24 protein-coding genes are annotated in these 26,062 nt (G+C 73.3%); 15 read left to right on the top strand and 9 right to left on the bottom strand.

Translation table 11 applies throughout. The annotated features are described in order from the left end of the window. Nucleotides 1–68: 68 nt before the first annotated feature. From OC439_RS20900 to OC439_RS20890, 3 genes are all read left to right on the top strand, one after another. Nucleotides 69–1,733: a hypothetical protein gene (locus OC439_RS20900; RefSeq protein ID WP_262014884.1), complete on the top strand. Its 1,665-nt coding sequence runs from the start codon at nt 69–71 to the stop codon at nt 1,731–1,733. A 125-nt stretch (nt 1,734–1,858) separates the two neighbouring features. After that, nucleotides 1,859–2,764 carry a hypothetical protein gene (locus OC439_RS20895; RefSeq protein WP_262014883.1) on the top strand — a complete coding sequence of 302 codons (906 nt, stop codon included), beginning with the start codon at nt 1,859–1,861 and terminating at the stop codon, nt 2,762–2,764. An 87-nt stretch (nt 2,765–2,851) separates the two neighbouring features. Continuing rightward, a complete protein-coding gene (locus OC439_RS20890; RefSeq protein WP_262014882.1) occupies nt 2,852–3,163 on the top strand; it encodes a hypothetical protein in 312 nt (103 codons plus the stop codon). Nucleotides 3,164–3,184: 21 nt separating this feature from the next. On the opposite strand, the gene dacB is transcribed toward OC439_RS20890, so the two are convergent. After that, nucleotides 3,185–4,768 (bottom strand): D-alanyl-D-alanine carboxypeptidase/D-alanyl-D-alanine-endopeptidase, encoded by a 1,584-nt coding sequence (dacB, locus tag OC439_RS20885; protein ID WP_262014881.1) that lies wholly within the window; start codon nt 4,766–4,768, stop codon nt 3,185–3,187. Between the two features lie 316 nt (nt 4,769–5,084). On the opposite strand from dacB, the gene OC439_RS20880 reads away from it, so the two are divergent. Beyond that, complete coding sequence (locus OC439_RS20880) at nt 5,085–5,366, top strand: iron-sulfur cluster biosynthesis family protein (RefSeq protein ID WP_262014880.1); 282 nt, start codon at nt 5,085–5,087, stop codon at nt 5,364–5,366. A 2-nt stretch (nt 5,367–5,368) separates the two neighbouring features. Here the strand turns inward: OC439_RS20880 and OC439_RS20875 are convergent, their stop codons facing one another. After that, on the bottom strand, nt 5,369–6,385 hold the full coding sequence (locus OC439_RS20875; protein ID WP_262014879.1) for a beta family protein: 1,017 nt from the start codon (nt 6,383–6,385) through the stop codon (nt 5,369–5,371). Nucleotides 6,386–6,665: 280 nt separating this feature from the next. On the opposite strand from OC439_RS20875, the gene OC439_RS20870 reads away from it, so the two are divergent. Together OC439_RS20870 and OC439_RS20865 are read left to right on the top strand one after the other, a co-directional pair. Further along, entirely contained in the window at nt 6,666–7,070 is a 405-nt protein-coding gene (locus tag OC439_RS20870; RefSeq protein WP_262014878.1) for a hypothetical protein, read from the top strand. 249 nt (nt 7,071–7,319) lie between these two features. Beyond that, complete coding sequence (locus OC439_RS20865) at nt 7,320–7,712, top strand: cupin domain-containing protein (protein ID WP_013284343.1); 393 nt, start codon at nt 7,320–7,322, stop codon at nt 7,710–7,712. A 34-nt stretch (nt 7,713–7,746) separates the two neighbouring features. On the opposite strand, the gene OC439_RS20860 is transcribed toward OC439_RS20865, so the two are convergent. Continuing rightward, on the bottom strand, nt 7,747–8,928 hold the full coding sequence (locus tag OC439_RS20860; RefSeq protein ID WP_262014877.1) for a threonine synthase: 1,182 nt from the start codon (nt 8,926–8,928) through the stop codon (nt 7,747–7,749). An 8-nt stretch (nt 8,929–8,936) separates the two neighbouring features. Further along, nucleotides 8,937–9,971 carry a DNA polymerase ligase N-terminal domain-containing protein gene (locus tag OC439_RS20855; protein WP_262014876.1) on the bottom strand — a complete coding sequence of 345 codons (1,035 nt, stop codon included), beginning with the start codon at nt 9,969–9,971 and terminating at the stop codon, nt 8,937–8,939. Between the two features lie 78 nt (nt 9,972–10,049). Between OC439_RS20855 and OC439_RS20850 the strand changes: the two genes are divergently transcribed. Next, complete coding sequence (locus OC439_RS20850) at nt 10,050–10,832, top strand: aldo/keto reductase (protein WP_262014875.1); 783 nt, start codon at nt 10,050–10,052, stop codon at nt 10,830–10,832. A gap of 60 nt (nt 10,833–10,892) precedes the next feature. On the opposite strand, the gene OC439_RS20845 is transcribed toward OC439_RS20850, so the two are convergent. Continuing rightward, entirely contained in the window at nt 10,893–12,026 is a 1,134-nt protein-coding gene (locus OC439_RS20845; RefSeq protein WP_262014874.1) for a GH12 family glycosyl hydrolase domain-containing protein, read from the bottom strand. A 329-nt stretch (nt 12,027–12,355) separates the two neighbouring features. Between OC439_RS20845 and OC439_RS20840 the strand changes: the two genes are divergently transcribed. Both OC439_RS20840 and ctaD read left to right on the top strand, forming a co-directional pair. After that, on the top strand, nt 12,356–13,462 hold the full coding sequence (locus OC439_RS20840) for an FAD-dependent monooxygenase (RefSeq protein ID WP_262014873.1): 1,107 nt from the start codon (nt 12,356–12,358) through the stop codon (nt 13,460–13,462). 127 nt (nt 13,463–13,589) lie between these two features. Further along, nucleotides 13,590–15,347 (top strand): cytochrome c oxidase subunit I, encoded by a 1,758-nt coding sequence (gene ctaD, locus OC439_RS20835; RefSeq protein WP_013284349.1) that lies wholly within the window; start codon nt 13,590–13,592, stop codon nt 15,345–15,347. 293 nt (nt 15,348–15,640) lie between these two features. Here the strand turns inward: ctaD and OC439_RS20830 are convergent, their stop codons facing one another. Genes OC439_RS20830 through OC439_RS20815 form a run of 4 tightly spaced genes read right to left on the bottom strand, consistent with a single transcriptional unit; the run spans nt 15,641 to nt 21,494 of the window. Then, nucleotides 15,641–16,882, bottom strand: a complete 1,242-nt coding sequence (locus OC439_RS20830; RefSeq protein WP_262014872.1) for an MFS transporter — start codon at nt 16,880–16,882, stop codon at nt 15,641–15,643. 39 nt (nt 16,883–16,921) lie between these two features. Beyond that, complete coding sequence (locus OC439_RS20825) at nt 16,922–17,503, bottom strand: isochorismatase family protein (RefSeq protein ID WP_262014871.1); 582 nt, start codon at nt 17,501–17,503, stop codon at nt 16,922–16,924. A gap of 15 nt (nt 17,504–17,518) precedes the next feature. Beyond that, on the bottom strand, nt 17,519–18,805 hold the full coding sequence (locus OC439_RS20820) for a nicotinate phosphoribosyltransferase (RefSeq protein ID WP_120571413.1): 1,287 nt from the start codon (nt 18,803–18,805) through the stop codon (nt 17,519–17,521). A gap of 16 nt (nt 18,806–18,821) precedes the next feature. Further along, the gene (locus OC439_RS20815) at nt 18,822–21,494 is read right to left on the bottom strand and encodes a LuxR family transcriptional regulator (RefSeq protein WP_262014870.1); all 2,673 of its coding nucleotides are present in this window, start codon (nt 21,492–21,494) and stop codon (nt 18,822–18,824) included. Nucleotides 21,495–21,687: 193 nt separating this feature from the next. Between OC439_RS20815 and OC439_RS20810 the strand changes: the two genes are divergently transcribed. The 6 genes from OC439_RS20810 to OC439_RS20785 all read left to right on the top strand — a co-directional run bounded on the left by OC439_RS20810 (nt 21,688) and on the right by OC439_RS20785 (nt 26,062). Then, nucleotides 21,688–23,229: a hypothetical protein gene (locus tag OC439_RS20810; RefSeq protein ID WP_262014869.1), complete on the top strand. Its 1,542-nt coding sequence runs from the start codon at nt 21,688–21,690 to the stop codon at nt 23,227–23,229. Between the two features lie 115 nt (nt 23,230–23,344). Next, nucleotides 23,345–23,635 carry an ATP-dependent Clp protease adapter ClpS gene (gene clpS, locus OC439_RS20805; protein WP_018786685.1) on the top strand — a complete coding sequence of 97 codons (291 nt, stop codon included), beginning with the start codon at nt 23,345–23,347 and terminating at the stop codon, nt 23,633–23,635. Further along, the gene (locus OC439_RS20800; RefSeq protein ID WP_262014868.1) at nt 23,632–24,135 is read left to right on the top strand and encodes a DUF2017 domain-containing protein; all 504 of its coding nucleotides are present in this window, start codon (nt 23,632–23,634) and stop codon (nt 24,133–24,135) included. Before clpS ends, OC439_RS20800 begins: the two co-directional genes overlap by 4 nt. A gap of 55 nt (nt 24,136–24,190) precedes the next feature. Further along, complete coding sequence (locus OC439_RS20795) at nt 24,191–24,679, top strand: Mov34/MPN/PAD-1 family protein (protein ID WP_013284357.1); 489 nt, start codon at nt 24,191–24,193, stop codon at nt 24,677–24,679. 67 nt (nt 24,680–24,746) lie between these two features. Next, nucleotides 24,747–25,085, top strand: coding sequence for a MoaD family protein (locus OC439_RS20790; RefSeq protein ID WP_047892373.1), 339 nt, complete (start codon nt 24,747–24,749; stop codon nt 25,083–25,085). Nucleotides 25,086–25,096: 11 nt separating this feature from the next. Next, nucleotides 25,097–26,062 (top strand): PLP-dependent cysteine synthase family protein, encoded by a 966-nt coding sequence (locus OC439_RS20785; protein ID WP_262014867.1) that lies wholly within the window; start codon nt 25,097–25,099, stop codon nt 26,060–26,062.

The raw sequence follows: 26,062 nt of genomic DNA, 5'->3' as shown, positions 1-26,062 counted from the left end.
CTGTGTCATCCTCCCTACGGCGAGCCACGGGGCCGGGCCGCTCGCCGCCGGTGGCCGAGGGAGGGTCGGTGGCTGAGGACGACATCGCGCGTACCGGGATCCGGGTCGGGGGCTGGCTGCCCACCCCGGACGACGCGGCCGACGCGCCGGAGCGCCCCGCCGGTCCACGCCGCCTGCCCGGGGACACGGATCCCGCCGCGCCCCGGACGGTGACCCCGCCGGACGGCGACCGTCCAACGGCCGACCCGGACGATCGAGTTCCCGTGGGGGATCTGGAACCGCCGGGTACCGCTGTCTGGCCGCCTCCGCGCACCTCCGTCCCGTCGGCTTCCGACCTTTCCGCCGCAGGCCCGCTTCCGGTCGACACCTCCGGGCCCGGCGCACGCCCGGCCGGTCCCGTCGTGCCGGAACCCGGTGCGGCGGCTCCCGTCGCGCCCGGCTCACGTGCGTCGACTCCGTTCGCCCCGGACCGGCTCGGACCAGGCCCGCTCGTACCGGTGGCGCCGGCGCCCGTCGGCCGCGAGGCCCGTCCGAATCCGACCGGCGGCCGGGTTCCGCTGGTCGGGCCGGCGCCCATCGGACTGCACCTGTCCGGTCCGTCGCCGGCCCGGCCGGCCGCCACCGCCGAGCCGGCGACGTCGGCAGGCAACACCCTCGGCCCGGTCGAGTCGGCAGGCACCGCCCACGATCCGGCCGGGTCGGCAGGCGCCGCCCTCGGTCCGGCCGAGCCAGCCGGGGCGGACCCGCTGGCGGAGGCGAGACCGGGTCGGCACTCCGCCCGGGAGAGCATCCCGGCACGCCTCGCCGACCTGACCGGCAGCCTGCCCGACGTGGCCGGCGGGATCGGCGTCCGGCTGCGCACCGCGGCCCGAGCGGCGAAGACCCGGCTGGGCCGGACCATCGCCCCGATCGCCGGTCCGATGCGTCCACCGCCCGACGCCCCGGCCACCCGCGTCGCGGTGGCCCGCGCTCGCCGTCGACGTCGACGCGCCGTGCTGTCGGCGGTGGCCGTGACCGGCCTGGTGGCGGCGCTGGCGTTCGCGGCCCGGTCGTCCACGCCACCCCCGCTGACCCGGGAGACCGCGCCCGTGGCGGCACCCGGCAACCAAGCACCCAGCGACCAAGCACCCAGCGACCAAGCACCCGGCGATCAAGCACCCGGCGATCAAGCACCGAGCGACCAAGCACCCGGCGGGCCGCTGCTCGACGTGGACCTGGCGCCGCTGCCGGGGTCGTTGTCGCTCACCGAACTCGGTACGCGGGACTGGCGGCACTGGGGCGGTACCGGCGCGGACAGCTTCCACCGCAAGGCGGGCGGCACCGGCGAGATCCAGGACCCGGGTGGCGAGCGGCTGGAGCACAACGCGGGCGCCTGTGATCTGCAGTGGACCGACGGCACGCCGACGGCGCGTCAGGAGGGCACCCGGGCGGGTGTCTTCCAGCGCGGCGCCGGGAAGAGCTTCACGCTCGGCGTGGCCGGGAGCGGTGATCTGCGTACGGTCCGGCTGTTCGTCGGCACCTTCTCGGCCGGTGCGCGGCTGGACCTGTCGCTGTCCAGTGGTGGCGACCCCGCCGTCCGCGAGGTCGCCCTCGCCGCGGGCGACCGCTTCTACCAGTACGTCATCCGCTTCCGGGCGGCCCCGGGGGAGCGGCTGCTGATCAGGTGGCAGGCCCTGACCGTGACCGGCGGCCAGAACGACGGGGTGGCGTTGCAGGCGATCACGCTAAGCTGAGCGGCCGGTCCGGCGAGCGGTCGCCAGGTAACGAACTGGAAACGCCCGTCACTCGACATATGGCGCAAAGAGCCGTCCGGTGACACCGTGAAGCCCGTCGCACACCTGTCGTATCCGGCGGTGTCGTGACCGAAGTGGAGGGTGTGGTGGGCCAGGAGGACCGTTCGCGTACCGGCCCCGGCTCGCACCGGCACGGCCTTCCGCGTACCCGGTCCGCGTTGCGCCGGCTGCGCCGCCGGCGTCGGCTGATGCTCGAAGGGCTGGCCGCCCTTCTCTGCCTGGCGGCACTGGCGGTCTACCTGGGCGTCGAACGGCACGACACGCCGCGCGAGGAGCACGCCGGAGTGCCGGTGGCGCCACCCGGCCGGGTCGGGCTGCCGAACGAGGCCGACGACACGGTGGTCAACCCGGGGCTGCGTCCCCGCCAGCGGCCGCCGTCGCCGAGCCCGTCGCCGTCCACGCAGTCACCGTCACCGACGCCCGCGCTCCCGCCGACCGTCACCGTGACCCGCGCCGAGGTCCCCGCCACCGTCGACCTCACCGCCGCCGGGCCCACCGACTGGGTCCACTGGGGGCTCACCGGCGCCGACCGGACGGTCCGCAAGCGCGGCGGCTCCGGCGAGATCCGCGACGAGGGTGGCCGGGGGCGGCGGGAGAGCTTCAGCAACAACCCCGAGGCGTACGCGTGGCGTGACGGCAACCCGGTCGCGTCGGCGAGCGGCACCATGTCCGGCGTCTACACCTGCCACCGGGGCAGCGGGTTCAACCTGTCGGTGGCCGCCGACGGGCAGCAGCGCACGGTGCGTCTGTACGCCGGACTCTGGATGGCCCGGGGCCGCCTCGACGTGCGCGTCTCCAGCGGCGGCCCGGTGACCACGCTCCGGATGGAGGATCCGCACACCGCGCTCACCACCGAGTTCACGATCAAGTTCCGTGCCTCGCGTGGCGCGCGGCTGCTGATGAGCTGGACGGTGGAGGAGTCGCTGGGCGACTGCGGCAACGTCAGCCTGCAGGCGGTGGCGCTGCGCTGAGCGGGGACAGTTTGTCCGTCGCGTACCCGGCCGGGCGTCGTACGTTTCCGTTGTCCCGTCCGACCATCCTCTGTGGAGGCCCGACCGATGACCGGCCCTGCACCCGTCGCCCCCGCCCGCCCGCGCACCGACCGTGACGTGCTGCGCGAGATCCCGATGCCGCCGTACGTGACGGTCGAGGACGTCCAGTTCGCGGTGCGGGCGGTGGTGGTGCACGCGCCGCGGGCCTGGTCGGGCGGGACCATCTGCCGCAACGACGCCAGCCCGCACCCGTGCCGCCTGCACGTGTGGGGCCGCCGGGTGCTCACTCTGCGCGGACTGCCGCCGGCCGAGATCGATGCACTCGTCGAGCGCGGCGACCCCGCCGCCGACCCGCGCCCGTACCGCCCCGGCGCCTGAGCACCGGGGCGGCCGGGCCGGTCAGCAGAGTGCGGGCTTCACCCAGGAGCACTCCCGCCCCTCCGGTACACGCGGCGACTCGGGCGCGACCGGCACCGTCCGCCGGGCGGTCGCCGTCTCCTTCTCGGTGTACGAGGCGAGCGCGATGGCGATCTGGTCCTCCAGCCCCTTCACCGACGAGGTGAGGTAGTTGTTCAGCACGATCGAGAACGCGAGCAGCCGTCCGTCGGCGTCGGTGACGTAACCGGAGAGCGCCGACGCGCCGGTCAGGCTGCCGGTCTTGGCGTGCACGTTGTTCGCGGCGGCGGTGCCGCCCATCCGGCTGCGCAGCGTCCCGCCCACGAACCGGTCCGGGTTGCCGGCCACCGGCAGCGCGGCGTACCAGGTGTCGAACCACGGTTCGGCGCGGACCGCCGAGAGCAGCGTGACGAACTGGGCCGGTGGGACCAGGTTGCGCCGGGACAGGCCGGACCCGTCGCGCTGGCGCAGCGTGCCGGTGTCCACTCCGGCGTCGCCCACGTATCCGCTGATCGCGGACAGCCCGGCGGCCCAGGTGCCGGCCCCGGACAGCTGCCGGCCCAGTTCCTTTGTGAGCACCTCGGCGTGACCGTTGTTGGAGAGCTTGAGGAACGGCACCATCAGGTCGGCCAGCGGCATCGAGTCGTGCCGGGCGAGCGGCTTGGCGGTGTCGGGGGTGGCGGTGCCGAGCACGGTCCGGCCGAGCACCCGTACGCCGTGGCGCCGCAGCGCGGAGCGGAACACGTCGGCGGCGTACCCGGTCGGTTCCCACACGGTGACCCAGTCGCTCTCGGCGGCTCGGCCGACCGCGATCTGGCCGGTCACCACCACGGTGTTGCCGCCGTGCTCGCGCTCGAAGGAGATGCTCGTCTCGCCGTCGGCGACCGTCTCGGCCCGGTTGTCGATCCGCAGCCAGCCGTTCTCCGGCGTCATGGAGATCTTCGGCCGTGCGCCGGCCCGCGTGCCGGGGGTGGCGTGCACGATCACGGTGCCGGCGTCGTAGTCGGTGTCCGGGGCGACCGTCAGCGCGGACACCTGCGCGGCGTAGTAGTAGGGCTCGTCGTCCCAGGTCCAGTCCGGACCGAGCCGGCCCTTGTCGTAGCGGGTGTCGTCGGCGACCAGATCGCCCGCGACCACGCGTACGCCCGCCGCGGCGACCTGCTGCGCGAGGCGGTCGTAGTCGGCGGCGAGGATGGTGGGGTCGCCGCCGCCGCGCAGGTAGAGGTCGCCGGAGAGCATCCCGGCGCGGTGCGACCCGTCGGCGCTGACCTCGGTGGTGAAGCGGTGACCGGGGCCGAGGAGTTCCATCGCCGCCGCCGAGGTGAGCAGCTTGGTGTTGGAGGCGGGGATGAGCCGCCGGGTGCCGTTGCGGTCGTAGAGCGTACGGCCGGTGGTGGTGTCGACGACGACCACTCCCGCCTGCGCCCCGTTGAGGCGGCTGTCGGCGAGGACCGCGTCGATTGTGGCGTTCAGCCGGGTCTGCGCGGGGGTGGGCGCTTCAGCGGTGGCGGTGGTGGTGCCGGCGGCGGCCGCGGTGGCGACCAGCGCCAGCACCGCGAGCGCCCGGGGGAATAGGCGTCGATGCATGGGACGATGCTGCCACGGAGATTTCCTGCGGAAAAGACTCCGGCGCGAAAGGTTATTTGCGGCCGCCGATGCGGTGACCGTAAACCCCCGGTGTTCCCGGTCCGGATCGGGGAAAACACCTGGTCACCGGGGAGCGGCCGATCGCCGGGTTCCGTTTGACGGATGACCTGGCAGCGGGCACGGTGGGGGTGAGGGCCGGGGAACCGCCCTGCTTCCAGCGCGGCGGGACCGTGTCTCGCCCGCTTCCGGGTCGCGAGCCGACCGCGTGGGCCGTGTCGCCCGCGAAACCCGACATCCAGCCATGAGGAGTTCAGCCATGCTGACCATGACCGACAACGCCGTCCTGGTGATCCGTGACCTCGCCGCCCAGCAGGACGTCGCCGACGCGGGCGGGCTGCGCATCGCCGCCGACACCGACGCCGGTTCGCTCTCGATCGAGCTGGTGCCGCAGCCGGTGCAGGGCGACCAGGTGGTGGACACCGAGGGGGCGCGCATCTTCCTCGACTCGGACGCGGCCGAGCTGCTCAACGACACGTCTGTGGACGCGCTCGTCGACGAGGAGGGCGTGGTCCAGTTCGGGTTCACCGAGAAGGAGTGAGCTCAGCCGGCCCGCTGGTCCGGTTCCGGCCGGACCAGCGTTGCCAGCACGTGCGCCAGATGGTGCGAGGTGCTCCATGCGATCCAGTTCGCCGGTGAGCCCGCGCCCGCACCCCGCCGGGCCCGCCGGACGATCTCGTGGTCGCCCCAGGAGAAGCCGGCCCCGGCCGTCGACCAGTGTGGCGCTGTGGTGAGCGTGCGGCACAGGTCGGCGAAGCGTTCGTCGCCCCGCCCGCCTCGCCGCGACCAGCGGTACACCCACCACGCGTCGTCGGCGGCCCAGCGCAGCGTCGGGGTCCGGTCGCCCGGCTCGTCCGCGTCCCGTACCGCGCAGCAGACGCCGTAGTCGCCGTATCCGAGGCCCAGGTCGGCCAGGCGCCGCCAGAGCGACCAGTCGTAGCGGTCCAGCCGCACCGGTTCGTCCACCGGTAGCCGGGACAGCGACGGCGGCATCCCGCCCGCGGCCACCGTGACCGAGCGCCAGGCGTGCCGCCGGGCCCACTGCGCCGCCCGCCGGACCCGCGGCTCGGCCAGTCGGACGTCGGCCCGGCAGCACACGTCCCCGGCGTCGAGCAGCAGGTCGCACTGCTCGGGCAGCAGTCCGGTCACCCGCCACACCCGTTCCGCGGCCGCCGTCGCGGCGTCCGGCCCGGCCCGGTCCGGACCGACGCGCAACCGGACCACCGCGTGGTGCGCCCAGACCCGGGCCGCCGCGCCGTGCGCGGCCAGCCGCCGGTCACTGTCCGCGAGACCGATCACCGGCACCAGCGGTACGCCCCAGCGGGCCGGATCGTGGTCCGCGCTGTCCGGCAGCGCCGACACGTCGACGGCGGGCAGCAGTCCGTCGGGCAGCCGGCTCAACGCGTCCACGATGGACGGCGCGTCGGCCGGAACGTCGAGGATCGGTGCGAGCAGCGCGGCGGAGGCGTCGTCGAGCCGGGTCAGCGCCTCCAGTTCCCCGCGCCGCGCGGCAAGCACCGGGCGGTAGGCCGGAGGTCGACCTCGAAGCGGCGGCACCATACTTCAATGTAGCCAGATGATTGCGCTACGTCATGAATTCCGGTCGCCTCCGGTGCCGGAGCGGGCGTCGCAGGGGCCGGCGGGGCGAGCCGCGACATCGACCATCGGACCGACGTTTCCGCAGCTCAGAGCCGTCCACTGTCAGTGATCGGACAGCTCTCCGGCTGGTTGCCGGGCGGCTCGCCGACATAGCGTCGGAATCACCGAGGGGGACCGCCGACGATCGCCCGGAAGTGTACGAACGCCTCCTGCAGGCGTACCGGCGGGAGAGAGGAACACCATGCCGAGCCGCAGGGCAAGGAGGGAGACCACCGGCCAGCCGATCCCGAGCATGCGGGAGGCCGCGCGCGCCGACACCGAGATCAACTCGTGTTCCCCGGTCGGGTTGCCGCCTACCGCGCGCATGCTGTTCGCCGTGGTCGACGCCAACGGACGGCTCGTCCGGGGCCTCGGCGCCACCTCGGCCACCCGGCTCGCCGCCGGGATGTACCAGGTCGCGTTCGACCAGGACGTGGCCGGGGCGGCGTACGTCGGGACGGTCGGTCTCGCGACGGCGAACGGGCTGGTACCGCAGGGCGTCATCACCGTGGCGCCACGCTCGGGCATCGCCAACGCGGTGTTCGTCGAGACGCACGGCGCGAGCGGGCACGCGGACCGCCCGTTCCACCTGGCCGTGCTGGCCTGACCGGACCCGCAGACGAGCGCACGGCGCCGCACGACCTCCGGTCGTAACGTCGCCGCGCTCCGGCCGTCTCCCACCACCGCAGCCGTACGGCGGTACGCCGGCGGGGACCTGGCTCGACCGGCCCAGCCCGCACCGGTCTTGTCGGCAGCACATGCCCCGTCTCAGGGCATCCAAACCGGATCGGCGTGGGGAATTCCACCATCTGCGACTCCCGGCGTGGCGGGCGCGTGATCGGGGTATGAGCGGGCCATGGAGCATTTCACTATCGCGACAGTCGCCGAGAAGAGTCCCGACTTCCGCCGCGTGCTCTGGACCGGGGAGCACACCCAGCTGGTCATCATGACCATTCCGCCGGGCGGCGAGATCGGCGAGGAGGTCCACGAGGGCATCGACCAGATCCTCACGTTCGTCAGCGGCACCGGCGAGGCGCGGGTGGCCGGGGAGAAGAAGGAGGTCGTCTCCGGCGACCTGGTGGTCGTACCGGCCGGCACGAAGCACAACTTCGTCAACACCGGGCCGAACCCGCTGGTGCTCTACACCGTCTACGGGCCGCCCGAGCACGCCGACGGTGCGGTGCACAAGACGAAGGAGGAGGCGGACGCCGCCGAGGAGGCGGGCGAGGACGAGCCGCCCACCTCCTGACTGCGGTTCGAGCGGGGCGCCACGACCTCGCCTGTCAGACGGGCGCCCCGCTGTGCACCAGACCCGGATACTTGACGCCGGCCCCGGTGTTCAGCACCACCACGCGCTCACCGGGCCGGATCCACCCGCCCGCGCGCAGGTGCCGGGCGGCGGTCAGGCAGGCCGCGCCCTCCGGACAGAGCAGCAGCCCTTCCCGGGCGGCGAAGTCGCGCAGGTCGGTGAGGATCTCCGCGTCGTCCACCGCGATCGCGGTGCCGGCGCTCTCCCGCAGCGCGGACAGGATCAGCTCGTCGCCGAGCGGGGCCGGGACGGTGATGCCGAACGCGACGGTGTGCGCGTCCTCCCACGGGGTGACGCGCTCCTCGCCGGCCGCGAACGCCCGCACGATCGGCGCGCACCCGGTGGACTGCACCGCGACCAGGCGGGGCAGCCGGTCCTCCACCCAGCCCAGCTCGCGCAGCTCGTGCAGCGCCTTGTGGATGCCGATCAGCCCGACGCCCCCGCCGGTCGGATAGACGATCACGTCGGGCACCTGCCAGCCGAGCTGCTCGACGATCTCGTACCCCATGGTCTTCTTGCCTTCGAGGCGGTACGGCTCGCGCAGCGTGCCGGCGTCGAAGATCCCGCCGTCCGACCCGGCGATCAGCTCGGCGATCTCCCGGCCCGCGTCGTTTATCAGGCCGTCGATCAGCCGCAGGTCGGCGCCGGCGGCGAGGCACTCCTCGCGGCAGATCGTCGGCGCGGCCAGCGGCATGGCGATCGTCGCGCCCATCCCGGCCCGCGCCGCGTACGTGGCCCAGGCCGCTCCCGCGTTGCCGTTCGTGGGCATGGCGATCCGCCGCACGCCCAGCTCCCGGGCCCGGCTCACGCCCACCGACGCGCCGCGCGCCTTGAACGACCCGGTCGGCGTCAGCCCCTCGTCCTTGACGATCAGGTCCGCGATGCCGATCTCGTGGCCGTACGCCGGCGCGCGCCACATCGGCGTCCAGCCCTCGCCCAGCGTGGTGACACACCGGGGGTCGGCCACCGGCAGCAGCTCCCGGTAGCGCCACAGGTCGGCCGGGCGCAGCCCGAACTGCTCGGGCGCGACGGTGGCGGCCACCGCGGCGAGGTCGTAACGGGCCAGCAGCGGCGAGCCGCAGCCGCACAGGTTCTGCAACACGTCGGCCGGGTGTTCACTGCCGCAGCGCGGGCACTCCAGGTGCGTCAGGTGCACGGTGGTCCTCAGCTCGCGTCGATGCTCAGCCAGTGCCGGCTGCGCCGGCCCGGCTCGTACGGGGAGTCGAGGCGTTTCGCCACCACTCCCGGGAGCCCCTGCTCACGGGCGGCCCGTAGGGCGTCCGCGCCGACTCCCGGGAACCACGGCGGAGTCTGCCAGTGCGGACCGGTGAGCGCCAGACCGTCGAGCAGGTCACGGCGTTGCGCGTACGGCACGTCGAGGCTGGACACGCCCTCCAGCCAGAGCAGGTCGACGGCGAGGAACTGACCGTCGCGCCGGGTCGGCGGACGGACCCGCCCGGCCGGGTCGATCCGGACCAGCACGCCGTCGAGCACCGCCTCGGCCGGGGCCAGCGCCTCGGCCATCGCCCGCGCCCAGGGGTACGACCCGGTGACGTCGGTGTCGTCGCCGTCGAGCAGCCGCAGCCGGCCGCCCGAGACGTACGCCGTCGCGCGCACGCCCGCCCAGCGCAGCTCGTACCCCCAGGCGGCGGCGTCGCGCGGCAGCCGCCCGCCCTCGGCGGGGAGCATCGGGCGGACCAGCTCGGGCATCGGCGTCCAGCCCTCCGGTGCCGGGTCGGTGCGCCTGATCATCCAGTCCCGGCCCCGCCCGCCGGTGGCGAACAGGACGTACCGGCCCTTCGTGCGCTCGCCGTCGAGCACCACGATCACCTCGTCGTCGCGCCACTTCTCCGCGCGGTAGGTGCCGGTGTCGTGCACTGTCATCCGCCCGCCGCCGTACTCCCCGGTGGGGATCTCCCCGTGGAACGTCAGGTACTCCATCGGGTGGTCCTCGGTGTGCACCGCCAGGTGGTTGCGGCCCGGGTCGCGCGGCAGGCCGCGCGGCACCGCCCAGGAGGCCAGCACGCCGTCGTGCTCCAGGCGCAGGTCCCAGTGCAGGCTCCGGGCGTGGTGCTGCTGGATGACGAAGCGGGGCGCGCGCCGCGCGGACCGCTTCCGGCCGGCAGCCCGCTCGGGCACCGGTTCCGGGGTACGCGCGGCGTCCCGTTTCCGCCGGTACTCCTCCAGCCGGTCCGCCATCCCCGCATCCTCCCCCAGACCCGCCGTACGCGCCGGGATGCCGGTGTGTGTGCGGCCAACCGGGGTAGAACGGGGGACATGGACAGCGACCAGCCCACCCTTCCGCTCCCCGGCGACGTCCGGATCCCGCTGCTCGGCTTCGGCACGTGGCAGGCCACCGGCGAGGCCGGGTACCAGGCGGTGCTCGCCGCGCTGGACGCCGGCTACCGGCACATCGACACGGCCACCATGTACGGCAACGAGAAGGAGGTCGGGCGGGCGGTCAAGGAGAGCGGGCTGCGCCGCGAGGACGTCTTCATCACCACCAAGCTGCCGCCGGACCGGGTGGGCCGGGAACGGGAGACCATCGAGGCCAGCCTGGCCGCCCTGGACACCGACTACGTCGACCTGTGGCTGGTGCACTGGCCGCCGTCCGCGCCGGGCGACAGCATCCCGGTGTGGCGGGAGATGCTCGCCGCGCGGGACGAGAACATGGCGCGCACGGTCGGGGTGAGCAACTACTCGATCGGGCAGATCGACGAGCTGATCCAGGCCACCGAGGAGACGCCGGCGGTCAACCAGATCCGCTGGAGCCCGTCGCTGTACGACAGGCACACCCACGCCGCCCACCGGGACCGGGGCGTGGCGCTGGAGGGGTACAGCCCGTTCAAGGCCAGTGACCTGTCCGACCCGGTGCTGGTCCGCATCGCCCAGGCGCACGACGTGTCGCCGGCCCAGGTGGTGCTGCGCTGGCACATCGACCACGAGATCGTGGTCATCCCGAAGTCGGTCACGCCGGAGCGCATCCGCGCCAACGTCGACGTGTTCGGGTTCTCGCTCACCGCCGAGGAGATGCGCGACGTCGACGCACTCGCCGGCTGAGGCGTACACGTGCAAGGGGCGCGGTCCGCTGCGGACCGCGCCCCTTGCCGCGTGCGGAGGTCAGCCCCGGGCGCAGGTGGAGCCGTTGAGCGTGAAGCTGCTCGGCGCGGAGTAGCTGCCGTTCAGCGTCGCCTGGTAGCCGAAGCTGGTGGACGCCCCGGGCGCCAGCGTGCCGTTGTAGCCGGCGTTGCGGGCGGTCACCGCCGAGCCGCTCTGGCTCACCGTGGCGTTCCACGCGTTGGTGACGGTCTGCCCGGAGGGCAGGTTGTAGTTCAGCGTCCAGCCGTTGATCGTGCCGGAGCCGGTGTTCTTGACCGTCACGTCGGCGGTGAAGCCGTTGTTCCACACGTTCGCCGCCTTGTAGGTGACGGTGCAGGACGCGCCGCCCGACGGCGGGGGCGTGGTCGGTGCCGACGTGGTCGGCGGCGGGTTGGAACCGGTGTTGACGCTCTGCGAGAACGAGTTCACCGCCAGCCCGACGCCGCCCTGCCACGGCTCGAACCCGGCCTGGATGCTGGTCAGGTACCAGTCGTTCGTGATCGCGCCCCGGTTACGGGTGTCGTTGATGAACGCCATCGCGTCGAAGCTGAAGCTGGGGACGGCCGACGGCGCCACGTACGAGATGACGTTGTTGGAGCCGTTGCTGCCGCGCCAGACCTCCCAGGTCCGGCCGGCGATGCTGGCGTTGCCGACCACCGAGCCGATGGGCTGGATCGGCCCCTGCCGGTTGAGCCAGATCATGATCTCCATCTGGTTCACGCCGTCGCGCTTCGGCGACGGGTCGAGCCAGATGTCGTACGCGGCGTCGTAGATCGCGCCGCTGACGTAGTTGTAGCTGATGCTGGCCGGTGCGCTGCTGATGTTCTTCACCTGTACCGGCAGGTTCGTGCCGGGCGAGCAGTTGGTGTAGTGGCAGCCCACGAAGATCGACGGGTAGGAGACCGGCGCCCCGTTGGTCGGCGCCGAGCCGTCCGCGCGGGTGATCGAGAAGCCGGTCGAGGTGACGTTGATGCACTGCTGGGCACTGGTGCCCCAGCGGTTGTTCTGCACCACGTACTTGCCGCCGATCGTGGTCGAGCCGTACTGCTCGCAGATCTGGGTGTCGGCGGAGGCGGTGCCGCCGAGCGCGACGGCGACGAGGGTGCCGGCGGCGAGCAGTCCGGCCGCCGCGAGGGCCCTGAGTGGACGCTTCATGATGCTCCTTGGCTCGGCGCGGGACGGCGCCGGTTCGGTCGGTGATACGGGCGGGAGCGCTCCCACGATGCAAGGAACACATTTACATGCCTCGAATCATTGCGCAAATGCGCCGGGCTCGTTAACGCTCCGCGTCCGGCCGGTGGCGCGAGCGAGGGCGACGGCCGTCCCCTTCCCCCAGATGGAGGCGGGATTCCTGCCGGTGGGACGGGGTGTGCCGCCGACCGGTGGCCCGCGCCAGGGCGCACGGGCACTTCCGCCGCCTGGTTGCGGCGAGTAATGTCTTGCCTCCAACGCGTTCCGATCCCCCTCCGGAGGCGTACCCCGTGATGGGTGGTTCCCCCGTGCGCATCCTCGTCGTCGGCGCGGGCATCGCCGGCCTCGCCGTGGCCCGGGCGCTGCGCCTGGCGGGGTTCCGGCCCGACGTCACCGAACGGCTGCCACCCACCGAGACGATCGAGACCGGCCTCTACCTACCAGGCAACGCCGCCCGGGCGATGCGCCGGCTCGACCTCGACGGGCCGCTGCGCCCCATCGGCCAGGTGATCCACCGGCAGCGCTTCCTCGACGCCGCCGGGGCGCCGCTGTGCGAGGTCGACCTCGACGCGCTCTGGGCCGGCGTGGGGGAGTGCCGGGCGCTGCCCCGGGCCGAACTGCACCGGGTGCTGCTCACCGGCGCCGGCGGCGCGGTGCGCCACGGCGCCGAGGTGAGCACCGTCGACCCGCTGCCCGGCCGGGTCGCCGTCGGCTTCACCGACGGCACCACCGCTGAGTACGACCTGGTCGTCGGCGCCGACGGACCCCGCTCGGCGGTACGGACCCTGGCCGCGCTCGGCGGACCGCCACGCCCCGCCGGGCAGGTGGTCTACCGCGCCCTGGTGCGCGGCGGCCCCCGCATCGCGGACTGGACCGCCCTGCTCGGCCAGCGGGCCGGGTTCCTCGTGGTGCCGCTCGGCGCCGGCCGGCTCTACTGCTACGCCGACGAGGCCGGCACCGACCTGCCCGCGGACCCGGTCGCCCGCCTGCACGAGCTGTTCGGCTCCTACGGCGGCCCGGTGCCCGAGGTGCTCGCCGCGCTGGAGACCGTGTGCGTGGAGCGCACCGAGGAGGTCGAGCTGGGACGCTGGTTCCACGGCCGGGTACTGCTCGTCGGTGACGCCGCTCACGCCACCGCGCCGACGCTGTCGCAGGGTGCCGCCATGGCGCTGGAGGACGCCGTCGTGCTCGCCGAGTCGCTGCGGGCCGCCGGCAGCGTCGACGCCGCGCTGATCGCGTACGAGAGTCGTCGCCGCCCGCGTACCCGCTGGGTGCGGGACCGGACCCGGGACCGCAACCGCACCCGCGACGTGCCGCCGGCGCTGCGCGACCCGTTGCTGCGCGGACGCGGCGGCCGGATCTTCCGGGAGCACTACCGGCTCCTGACCGGCCCCCTCTAGAGAGCGGGAGATCGTAGCCGCCCACCCCACGCGGCGGGGCCACCTACCGGGGACTATCCTCCCTACGGATGACGGCTGCGCCGATGACCAGCGCGCCGAGCGGGACAACCAGAACCGGAGGCCACTCGTGACCACCGTCGCACCCAAGCCGGTCGTGACCCGGCCCTGGCCGGTCCGCGAGCCGGTCAAGGGGTCGGCCATCGCGCGGCTGCTGCGCACCACGGACGCGAAGCAGATCGGGATCATGTACATGGTCACCGCGTTCGTGTTCTTCATGATCGGTGGCCTGATGGCCCTGATCATGCGTGCCGAACTCGCGCGACCGGGCCTGCAGTTCCTGTCGCCCGAGCAGTACAACCAGCTCTTCACGATGCACGGCACGATCATGCTGCTGTTCTTCGCGACGCCGATCGTGTTCGCCTTCGCGAACTACGTGGTGCCGCTGCAGATCGGCGCGCCGGACGTGTCGTTCCCCCGGCTCAACGCCTTCGCCTACTGGCTGTACCTGTTCGGTGGCACGCTCGCCACCGCTGGCTTCATCGCCCCGGGCGGCGCTGCCGACTTCGGCTGGACCGCGTACACGCCGCTGAGCACCGCCGACCACGCCCCAGGCGTGGGCGCCAACATGTGGGTCGTCGGCCTGGCCATCTCCGGTCTGGGCACGATCCTCGGCGCGGTCAACCTGATCACCACGATCCTGACCCTGCGCGCGCCCGGCATGACCATGTTCCGGATGCCGATCTTCACCTGGAACATGCTGGTCACCAGCCTGCTGGCGATCCTGGTCTTCCCGCTGCTGGCCGCCGCGCTGTTCGCGCTCGCCGCGGACCGCCTGATGGGCGCCCACGTGTACGACCCGGCGACCGGCGGGCCGATGCTGTGGCAGCACCTGTTCTGGTTCTTCGGTCACCCCGAGGTGTACATCATCGCGCTGCCGTTCTTCGGCATCATCAGCGAGATCATCCCGGTGTTCTCCCGGAAGCCGATCTTCGGCTACAAGGGCCTGGTCGCCGCCACCATCGCCATCGCCGCCCTGTCGATGAGCGTCTGGGCGCACCACATGTTCGCCACCGGCCAGGTGCTGCTGCCGTTCTTCAGCTTCCTGAGCTACCTGATCGCCGTGCCCACCGGTATGAAGTTCTTCAACTGGATCGGCACCATGTGGCGGGGCCAGATCACCTTCGAGACGCCGATGCTGTTCTCGATCGGCTTCCTGGTGACCTTCCTCTTCGGTGGTCTCACCGGTGTGCTGCTGGCCAGCCCGCCGCTCGACTTCCACCTGCACGACTCGTACTTCGTGGTGGCGCACTTCCACTACGTGCTCTTCGGCACCATCGTGTTCGCGGTGTTCGCCGGCATCTACTTCTGGTTCCCGAAGATGTTCGGCCGGATGCTCGACGAGCGGCTCGGCAAGATCCACTTCTGGCTGACCATGATCGGCTTCCACACCACGTTCCTGGTGCAGCACTGGCTGGGCAACGAGGGCATGCCGCGCCGGTACGCCGACTACCAGGCCGCCGACGGCTTCACCACGCTGAACACGATCTCCACGATCGGCGCGTTCATCACCGGTATCTCGACGCTGCCGTTCATCTGGAACTGCTGGAAGTCGTACAAGACCGGCCCGGTCGTCGAGGTCGACGACCCGTGGGGCCACGGCAACTCGCTCGAGTGGGCCACCAGCTCCCCGCCGCCGCTGCGTAACTTCGACCGCATGCCGCGCATCCGCTCGGAGCGGCCGGCGTTCGACGCGAAGTTCCCCGAGCTGGCCGCCGGGCAGAGCCTGGCCGGTCCGCCGGAGGGTGGTGCCAAGCCGCTGACCAGCGAGGTCAACGGTGGCGCCAGCTACCAGGAGGACACCGCAGGCAACCTCGACCAGCGCTGACGCACCAGTTCAAGGCCGGGCGCCGCACCCCCTCACGGGGTGCGGCGCCCGCCCTTTTCCCCTCCCGCCTGTCCCGCCCCCCGGGGGGTCCGCCTGTCCCCGTTGATCATGAGGTTGGCGGCAGTTCGTGCCCGATTTGTCGCCGCCAACCCCATGATCGCCGAGGTGAGGGCGGGGGCGCGGCACCAGTTCGGGGAAGTGGTGGTGTCCGGGGTGCGTGGACCTAGCCACTTCCCCGTACTGGCTCGCCCCGCCTCGGGAGACACGGACTCCTTGATCACGCCGGGCGGGGGTCAGCGGGAGGCGAGGGCCACGTCGGGGTCCGGGGTCGGGGTGAGGGCCGGGGTGCGGCGGTGGCGGAGCTCTATCGGGAGCACCGCCAGCGCCACCAGCGCGCCGATCGCGCCGGTGACCACGAAGCCCCACGCGGGCGCGGAGGCGTCGATGACCGCGCCGGCCAGCGGTGCGCCGAGCGCGATGCCGACCGTCACGGCGGAACCGTGCAGGCCCATCGCCAGACCCCGGACGGAGGACGGGGCCAGCCGGCTCACCGCGTCGGAGGTGGACGCGATGGTGGGGGCGCAGAGCGCACCGGCCGGGATCAGCGCCAAACACAGCAACCACCAGTGCGACCCGCCCAGCCCGACCGGGATGGTGGTGAGGCTCAGCGCCGCCATCAGCGCCAGCGGGGAGAACGAGCGGCGTACCGCGCCGTAGGCGAAGCCGCCGGCCAGCGAGGCGACCGCCCAGGCGGCCAGCACGGCGCCGGTCCAGCCGACCTCGCCTCCCTCCCTCAGCACGGCGACCACCGCGACGTCGGTGCCGCCGAGCACCAGGGTGGCGGCGAGGCTGACCGCCAGCACAGCGAGCAGCCGCGGGGTGAGCCATTCGCGGCGGTGCACCGGGCGCTGCGGACCGGCCGGTTCGTCGGCGGCCCGGATCGGCGGGTCGAGCAGCCAGAAGCAGACGCCGGAGGCGACGATGCCGGCGCCGACCGCCCAGAGCGTCAGGCGCGGCGTGACGGCGGTGGCCAGGGCCACGGCGAGCGCCGGGCCGACCATGAACGACAGCTCCACGGCCATCGAGTCCAGCGCGTACGCGGGGCGGCGCTTCTCCACCGGCACCAGCGCGGCGATCGACTGGCGGACCATCGAGAAGATCGGCAGGGCGAGCAGCCCGGCGAAGAACGCGGCAGGCAGCAGTACCGGGTACGGCAGTGTGGGCGCGGCGGACCAGAACAGGGCCTCGGCGACTGTGGTGAGCACCAGCACCGGCCGGAGCCCTCGGCGGTCGATGAGCCGCCCGAGCAGCGGGGCGCCGACCGCCGCGCCGATCGTCGATGCGGCGCCGACCAGGCCGGCGGCGCCGTAGCCGCGGCCCAGGTCGAGCACCACGTAGAAGGTGAGCGTCACCCCGGTGGCGGTCAGCGGCACACGGGCCAGCACCGACACCAGCAGCAACGATCGGAGACCGGGTAGGGCGAGCGCCTCCCGGTAAGGCTTCAGGTTCACGACGGTCCGTACCTCCGGCGCCATCCTGGGGCCGGGGTACGACACCCGCAAGCGATTACCGGGTCAAGCGGTGGCGATCACAGGCTCGCCCACCATTGTCACCCCGGCACCCTCGAGCGCCCGCAGCGCCACGTCGAGTGTGTCCGGCGCGACGGCGGCGGTCAGGTCGAGCAGCACAGTGGTCCGGAAGCCCTCCCGCGCGGCGTCCAGCGCGGTCGCGCGCACGCAGTGGTCGGTGGCGATGCCGACCACGTCGACCCGGTCCACGTCGTGCCGGCGCAGCCAGTCGGCCAGGCACTCGCCGTCGGGCGCGTGGCCTTCGAAACCGGAGTACGCGGCCGCGTGCTCGCCCTTGTGGAAGATCACCTCGACCCGGTCGGTCGTCAGCTCGCTGTGGAACTCGGAGCCGGTGGTGCCGACCACGCAGTGCCGGGGCCAGGAGTCGACGTAGTCCGGCGGGTCGCCGAAGTGCGCGCCCGGGTCGACGTGGTAGTCCTTCGTCGCGACCACGTGGTCCCACCGGTCCGGCTCGGCGGCGAGCAGCCGGGAGATGCCGGCGGCCACGCCGGCTCCGCCACCGACCGCGAGGGAGCCGCCCTCGCAGAAGTCGTTCTGCACGTCCACGATGATCAGGGCGTTCGCCATCTGACGGGTTCCTCCTCAGCTCGCTGGTACGACGGTCACCGGTACGGCGGGATCCCCGGCGGAGAGCTTGAGCCCCTCCCACGGGATCGAGATCAGGCACTGGCGCAGGTGGTCCCGGGACTCCTCCAGCGTGGGCAGCGTCTCCGGCTCGCCCGACACCACGTACGAGTGCTGGAGCAGCCGGTCGTTGGGCTGCCGGTCCGGTACGCCCTGCGGCACGATGACCTCCTCGGTGGCGGTGCCGGTGGGCTTGTGCCGGCGGACCGCGACCTTCCGGCCGCCGATGGTGGCCTTGTGCTCGGAGCGCTTGACCACCGGCCGCCCCTCCACCTCGACCAGCTTGTAGACCAGGCCGGCGGTGGGCGCCCCGGAGCCGGTCACCACCGCGGTGCCGGCGCCGTACATGTCGACCGGTTCGGCGGCGAGCGCGGCGATGGCGTACTCGTCGAGGTCGCCGGAGACGATGATCTTCGTCTCGGTGGCACCGAGCGAGTCGAGCAGCTCCCGGGACTGCTGGGCGATCACCGCGAGGTCGCCGGAGTCGATCCGGACCGCCCGCAGCTCCGGCCCGGCCACCGCGATCGCGTTGCGGATGCCCTGGGCGATGTCGTACGTGTCGACGAGCAGCGTGGTGTCCTTGCCCAGCGTGGCGACCTGGGAGGCGAACGCGGCCCGCTCGTCGTCGTGCAGCAGCGTGAAGGCGTGCGCGGCGGTGCCCGCGGTGGGGATGCCGTAGCGCTGCCCGGCGGCCAGGTTGGAGGTGAACCGGAACCCGGCCAGGTACGCGGACCGCGCCGCCGCGACGGCGGCCTCCTCGTGCGCCCGGCGGGAGCCCATCTCGATCAGCGCCCGGCCCCGGGCAGCGGTGACCATCCGGGCCGCGGCGGCGGCGACCGCGCAGTCGTGGTTGAGCACCGACAGCACGAGCGTCTCCAGCACCACGCACTCGGCGAACGTGCCGGACACGGTGAGGATCGGGGAGCCGGGGAAGAACAACTCGCCCTCGGCGTAGCCGTCGATGTCGCCGGTGAACCGGTAGTCGGCGAGCCACTGCGCGGCCGGCTCGTCCACCACGCCGGTACGACGCAGGAAGTCGATCTCCGCCGGATCGAACCGGAAGTCGCGGATCATCTCGATCAGGCGGCCGGTTCCGGCGACCACGCCGTACCGTCGCCCGGCCGGCAGCCGCCGGCTGAACACCTCGAAGACGCAGCGTCGGTCGGCCGTGCCGTCACGCAGGGCCGCGCTGACCATGGTCAGCTCGTAGTGGTCGGTCAGCAGCGCGGGGCGAAGGGTGCTCACCGCCCCAGCCTAGAGTTCAGCCCGGGTCCGCGCCGTCGTGCCCCGGCATCGACCGCAGGGCGGCCCGCAACTCGCCGCGCCCGGCGACGCCGAGCTTGCTGTAGACGCGCTGGAGGTGGTTCTCCACGGTGCGGGTCGACAGGAACAGCCGCTCGGCGATGGTGCGGCTGGTCACGCCGTCTGCGGCCAGCCGGGCTATCTCCCACTCCCGCTCGCTGAGCGCCGGGCGCAGCAGCCGCAGCGCCGGGGTGGAGATCTCGTCGCAGCGGCGCAGCAGATCCGCGAGGCGTTCCCGGATCGGCCCGGTGGCGCCGGCCCGGACGTGTCGCGTCCGGTGCAGGGCCAGGGCGGTCGCCTCGGCCGCGTACACGATCAGCTCCCGGTCGGCGAAGCCGTCGGCGACCGCGAGCAGCGCGTCCGGCGAGCCGTCGACAGCGGCCCGGCCGAACCGGGCGACGAGCGGCGGCAGGACGCCGTCGATCCGCTCGGAGAGTTCGGCCAGGCGTTGCGCCACGGTGCGCCGCCCACCGTCGGTGCAGGTCGGTCCGACCGGCGCGGCGGCCTGGTCCAGCCGGACCAGGTCGAGCAGGACGAGCAGCTCGTGCCCGGCCAGGCCGTCCTCGCGCAGCCGGTCGGCGAGCGCGCACAGGTGCTTGGTGGCCGCCGGCAGGTCACCGGTGGCGGCCTGGACCGCGCCCCGGGCCTGCTCCAGCCACGGGTAGAGCACGGCCATGCCGGGCGCGTGCGTCCGGTCCGCCTCGGCCATCGCGTCGGCCGCGTGCGTCACGTCCCCGCGCAGCGCGGCGGCCTGGGCGCGCTCGGCGTGCGCGAGGCCCGCGTACACCCGGCTGGTGGCGAGCACCGCGCACGCCTCCAGGCTGGTCCGCAGCGCGTCGTCGCCGCGCCCGCGCAGTCGCGCCGCGTACGCCTGGAGGATGGCCAGGTAGCCGGTGCCGAGCCGGAAGTCACCGGCCCCGGCCAGGTCGGCGAACTCGTCGGCGACTATCGCGTCGATGCCGGGCAGGTCGCCGGAGAGCGTCAGCCGGGTGCCCCGGGCCAGCTCCATGGCGAGCTGGAGGTAGGGCATGTCGGCCCGCCAGCACGCCGCCTCGGCCTGCACCCGGGCGATCGCGGTGGCGCTGCGCTGGTATTGCCCCTGCGCGGCCTGGAGGTGGGCGAGCGTGCAGCGGGCCAGCTCCCGGGCGGCCATCGGGGCGGCGGGCCGGTCCAGCACCTCCTGGGCCAGCCGGACCGCCACGTCGACGTCGAGCCGGTGCAGCCGCATGATGGCCTCGAACGCGCGTACGCGGGCCCGGTCGGCGGGGTCGCTCAGCTCCTCGCCGCGCGCGGCGATCTCCTCCACCGTGGACTCGCGGTTGAGCCCCCAGTAGCTGACCATGCCCCGCACGGTCAGCCACCGGCTGCGCCGCCGGTCGTCGTGGATCTCGCCGGCGACCTGGTCGAGCACGCCGATCGCCTCGTCCGGCCGGTCGCCGAACATGAGGATGGTGGCGAGCAGCTCGGCCGCGTCCGTGCCGCCGCCGGCCTCCAGCGCCGCGCGGGCCAGCCGGGTGGCAAGCGGCACGTCGTACCTGCCGAACGCCTGCACCGCCGCTTCGAGCAGCAGGGCCACGTCCTGTGCCGTACCCGAGTCGAGCCGCCACACGGCGACGCGCAGCAGGTCCTCCCGGCGGCGCTTGCCGACCTGCTCCAGCAGCCCGGCCAGCGTGGCCTGGAGCCGGCGGGTGCGGCTGACCGGGCAGTGCCGGCGCATCACCTCGCCGTAGAGCGGGTGCGCCAGCCGGACGTTGAGCCGCCGGTCGTCGTGGACCAGCGCGATGAGCCCACGTTCCTCGGCCCTCTCCACGTCCGCCGGGTCGACCGCCCGTTCCAGCAGTTGCAGGCCCAGCGGTTCGCCGAAGGCGACCAGTTCGACGACCGCCCGGACGCCGGGGGTGAGCTGGCCGATCCGGGTGTCGATCAGCTCGGTGAGATTCGGTGCCAGCTCCAGCGGGCCGGTCCAGGTCCAGAGCCCGTACCTGCGGTTCAGCGCGTCGTCGGCAGCAAGCACCAGCTCCCGCAGCAGCAGCGGGTTGCCGGCGGAGAGCTGGAACAGCCGCTCCGAGGAACAGGCGTCGACCGGGCCGCCCAGGATGGCGGCGAGCAGCCCGGAGGTCTCGGTGCGGCACAGCGGGCCGAGCTCGACCAGGTCGGCCAGGTCGTCGGTCCAGAGTGCCCGGATCGGCAGCGGGACCTGTTCGCCGTTGCGCAGCGTCCCGATGACGTACGCGTTCTCCGAGCGGGCGACCAGGTGCACGAGCGCCGCCGAGGGAGGGTCGAGCAGATGCGCGTCGTCGACGGCGAGCACGATGGGCCGGCCGGCTGCCTGTTCCTGGAGCACGTCCAGGGCCCAGCGCAGGATCCCGGCGGGGGACAGGCCCTGCGGCTGCGAGGCGGGCAGCACCTGGACCAGCCCGCCGAACGGCAGCGCGGCAGTGGTGGCGCTGGCCGCGATGGACCAGATCGCGTACCGCTCGGGGGAGAGCGCGGCCACCCCCTCGCGCAGCAGCCGGCTCTTGCCGACCCCGGCGTCGCCGCTGAAGAGCAACCCGCGCCCCTCGGGGCCGCCGACCGCCGACAGCAGACGGTTGAGTTCATCAGTACGGCCGACGAACTCCCACCTACTCATCGATGCAGCATATCGACCGTGTTCCGTCCGCGTGCGTATCGTCACGCAGTGAAGTTGAGTAATCTGTTCACTACCCGTGAGTATTGGAGTTGTTGGCTGTCGGATGGCCGACACCCTTACTCTTCCGGCAGTCCCCGTACCCAGGGAAGATCCGCGACCGGCACCCCGGTCGCCCGACCGGGAGGCCCACCTGATGACACCGGGTCCGCTCCCTTCGGTCGACGTGCCCGACCCGCGCCGTCAGGCCGAGCCCTCCTCCGGAAGCGCCCCGCTACCGACCCGGCTCGATGTGACAGCGCCCGGTCCGGACGAGCCGATGGCGGTGGTCGTCGCCGGTCCGGCCGGTGCCAACCGGCGCGAGCTGATCGCCGGCCTGCTCGGGATCGACGCCGCGACGCTCGCCGTGCCGCCGGGGAGCAACCTGCTGGTCCAGCACGCCGCCACCGCCACCCGCGCCGCGTACGTCCCGGGCTACCGCCAGCCGCACTCCTACGGCGCCGACCCGCTCGCGGCCGGCCCGGCGCTGGCCCGGCCGCCCCGCCGGGTCGAGCTGAGCCTGCCCGATCCGCTGCTGCGGCACTTCGCGGTGGTCGACACGCCTGACACCGGCACGCTCGGCGTGGCCGGCGGCCGGGTGCTGCGCGACGCCGTCGGCCGGGCCGGCGCGCTGCTCTTCGTGATCTCCGCCGACCAGGCGTTCAGCGCGGCCGAGCTGCACCTGCTGGCCGAGGTGGCGCGTACCCGGGTCGAGGTGTTCTTCGCCGTCACGCCCGGCGTGACCGGCCCGGCGCCGGGCGACGGCGCGCGGGCCCAGGATCGGACGGCGTCCGGCCGGGCCGGGTCCGCCCGCCCGCTCGACCCGGTCTCGGTCTCCATCGAGGCGCACCGCGCGGCGCTGCTGGCCGCCGTGCCGGCGCTCGCCCCGGCCCGGTGGTTCCCGGCCCGCCGCGCCGAGCTGCCGCACCTGCGCCGCGCGCTGGTGAACTGGGCCGCCGGCGAGGTGCTGCGGCGCGGCAGTGCCCACCCGCCGGTGCCGGTCGGCGGGCACGGCCGGGTGGCGGTGCTCGCCGGTGTCGAGCCGGGTGAGCTGGCCGACGGGATCGACCGCCAGGTCCGCGCCTGCGCCCGCCGGATCCGCCAGCACCTCGCCCTGGAGCTGGCGAACATCCACCTGCGAGTGGTGCAGGAGATCGTCTTCGGGGTCGGCTGCGCCGGCCTGCCGCAGATGCTCGACCGGGAGCTGGAGGCGCTGTCGCTGCTCGCCACCGCGCAGTGCGACGAGGCCGTGCGGGGCCTGGTCGACGAAGCCGCCGCCCGGGTCTTCGGCGCGCCGCTGGCAGAGGGCGTACGCCGGCGGATCATCCACGCGGTGCGCTGGGGCCTGGCCGACCACCCGGACGCCCCCGAGCTGGACCGGGTGCTCCTGGTCACCAGCACGGCCGGGGTCGCCGGGCTGACCGGCGCGGGCGCCCTGGACGCGCTGGCCGGGCTGCCCGGCGCGCAGCGGGACGAGGTGCTCCCGCCGGTCGGCGTCGCCCTCAACGGCGGCTGCTGGCAGCACTGGCGGGCACCGGGCAACGACGACCCGAACGCCGCCCGGTCCTGGGCCCAGCGCGCGCTGCGCGAGGTCGAGCTCGAACTGTCCCGCGAGGTGTCCCGCCGCTTCGAGGTGATCCGTCTCTCGCTCGGCGGGGTGCTCGCCGATGCGGTCGACCACGGCATCCTGCTTGCCTGACCACGGCGCGGGCACACCGCGACCCGGGCTCGCGTACGCGGCCCGGGCGGGTGACGACGACCGCCGCGCCGTTCCGGTTCATCGGTTCCCCGGATCCGGTGGCACGATGGGGGGCATGGCGGCTCCACAGGTTGCGCCGGTCGAGACGCCGGACACCGAAGAGGTGCCGGTCTCCGACCGGCCATGGGTGACCATCGTCTGGGACGATCCGGTCAACCTGATGACATACGTGACCTGGGTGTTCCAGAAGCTCTTCGGGTACAGCCGGGAGAAGGCGGAGCGGCTCATGCTGGACGTGCACCACAAGGGCAAGGCCGTGGTCTCCAGCGGCGCCCGGGAGCGGATGGAGCACGACGCGGCGCAGCTGCACGCGTACGGCCTCTGGGCGACGGTGGATCGGTCATGAGCATGTTCCGCCGCCGGGGCGACCACTACGTGGCCACGTTCGCGGTCGACGAGGTCCGGGTGCTGCGCAAGGTCGCAGGCGAGGTGGTCGGCCTGCTGACCGACGGCTTCGACCACGGCGATCCGGTGGTCGGGCGTCTGTTCCCCGACGTCTACCCGGACGACGACGCCGGCACCGCCGAGTTCCGCCGCTACACCGAGGGCGACCTGAAGACCGGCAAGATCGACCAGGCGGGCGCCGTGCTCGCCGCGCTGCCCGACGGGGACGCCGGCGGCGAGGTGCGGCTGGACGCGGAGGCGGCCGAGGCGTGGCTGCGGGCGCTGAACGACGCCCGGCTGGCGATGGGCGTACGCCTGGAGATCAAGGACGGCACCGACCTGGGTGAGGAGCTCGACGACGCGGTCGCCGCGGACCAGGGCTCGTCCCGGGTGTTCCAACTGTCGGTCTACGCCTATCTCGGATATCTCCAGGAATCCCTGCTCAACGCGCTCATCGACTGAGTGGTGACGGTCGCCACCTCGCCGTCCGGCCGGGCCAGGGGCTAGGCTTGGCGGCGTGCTGAGCATCGACCGGTCGATCATCGACGCGATCGTCGCCCACGCGCGTCGGGACCACCCGGACGAGGCGTGCGGCGTGGTCGCCGGCCCCGTCGGCAGCGACACCCCGACCCGGCACATCCCGATGGACAACGCCGCCCGCTCCATGACGTTCTACGAGTTCGACTCGATGGAACAGCTGCGGGTGTGGCGCGAGATGGACGACCGCGACGAGGAACCGGTCGTCATCTACCACTCGCACACCGCCACGGAGGCCTACCCGTCACGTACGGACGTCTCCTTCGCCGGCGAGCCGGGCGCGCACTACCTGCTCGTCTCGACCCGCGAGCCCGACACCGAGGAGATCCGCTCCTTCCGGATCGTCGACGGCGTGGTCACCGAGGAACCGGTGGAGATCGTGGACGCCGCCGTGGACCCGAACGCCGTCCAGTCCTACATGTTCGGGCAGAGCCCGGCGACGGTCGACTACGAGTGTTCCGACCGCTGACCTTCAGCGCCGGCACCTTCCTTTTCCCGTCACCTGGCACGATCCCGAACGAGGAGCACGAGACACCATGGCCATCGAGGTTCGCATCCCCACCATCCTGCGCAGCTACACCGGCGGCGCGAAGGTCGTCGAGGGCAGCGGCGACACGCTCGCCGACCTGATCGCCGACCTGGACTCCCGGCACGGCGGCCTGAAGGCCCGCCTGGTCACCGACGCGGGCGCGCTGCACCGGTTCGTCAACGTCTACGTCAACGACGAGGACGTCCGCTTCCTCGGCGCGCTCGACGCCAAGCTCAACGACGGCGACAGCGTGACCATCCTGCCGGCCGTGGCCGGTGGCGCGTTCGGCTTCGCGGCCGCCGCGGCGATCGCCTCGCACGCGGTCTCCACGCGCGCCGCCCGCTGAGGGGGCCCGCGATGGCGCGGTACGACAGCCTCCTCGACGCCTGCGGCGGCACGCCGCTGGTCGGGTTGCCCCGGCTCTCCCCGACGGTCCCGGCCGGGGCACCACCGGTGCGGCTCTGGGCCAAGCTGGAGGACCGGAACCCGACCGGCAGCATCAAGGACCGCGCGGCCCTGTTCATGGTGCGCGCGGCCGAGGAGTCCGGCCGGCTGCGTCCGGGTGACACGATCCTGGAGCCGACGAGCGGCAACACCGGCATCTCGCTGGCGATGGTGGCGAAGCTGCGCGGCTACCGGCTGGTCTGCGTGATGCCGGAGAACGTCTCCACCGAGCGGGTGCAACTGCTCCGCATGTACGGCGCGGAGATCATCTTCTCACCGGCCGTGGGCGGCTCGAACCAGGCGGTCGCGACCGCGAAGCAGATCTCCGCCGAGCACCCGGACTGGGTGATGCTCTACCAGTACGGCAACGAGGCGAACGCCCGGGCGCACTACGAGACGACCGGGCCGGAGCTGCTCCAGGACCTGCCGGGCATCACCCACTTCGTGGCCGGGCTGGGCACCACCGGCACGCTCATGGGCACCGGGCGCTACCTGCGGGAGAAGGTCGAGGGCATCCAGATCGTGGCGGCCGAGCCGCGCTACGGCGAGCTGGTCTACGGTCTGCGCAACATCGACGAGGGCTACGTGCCCGAGCTGTACGACGCCGGGGTGCTGTCCCGCCGCTTCTCCGTTGGCACCCGGGACGCGGTGCTGCGTACCCGGCAGCTCGTCGAGGTGGAGGGCATCTTCGCCGGGTTCTCCACCGGAGCCATCCTGCACGCCGCGCTCGCGGTGGCGCACGAGGCGGTCCGCGACGGCCGCGGCGCGGACGTGGCGTTCGTGGTCTGCGACGGCGGCTGGAAATACCTGTCGACCGGCGCGTACGGCGGCACCCTCGCCGACGCGGAGGAGGCCCTGGAGGGTCAGCTCTGGGCCTGA

It is taken from the genome of Micromonospora sp. Mcm103 (assembly GCF_024519755.1).
Lineage (GTDB): Bacteria > Actinomycetota > Actinomycetes > Mycobacteriales > Micromonosporaceae > Micromonospora > Micromonospora aurantiaca.
Note: the sequence above shows the minus strand (reverse complement) of the source record. Positions and strands in the feature narration are given on the sequence as shown.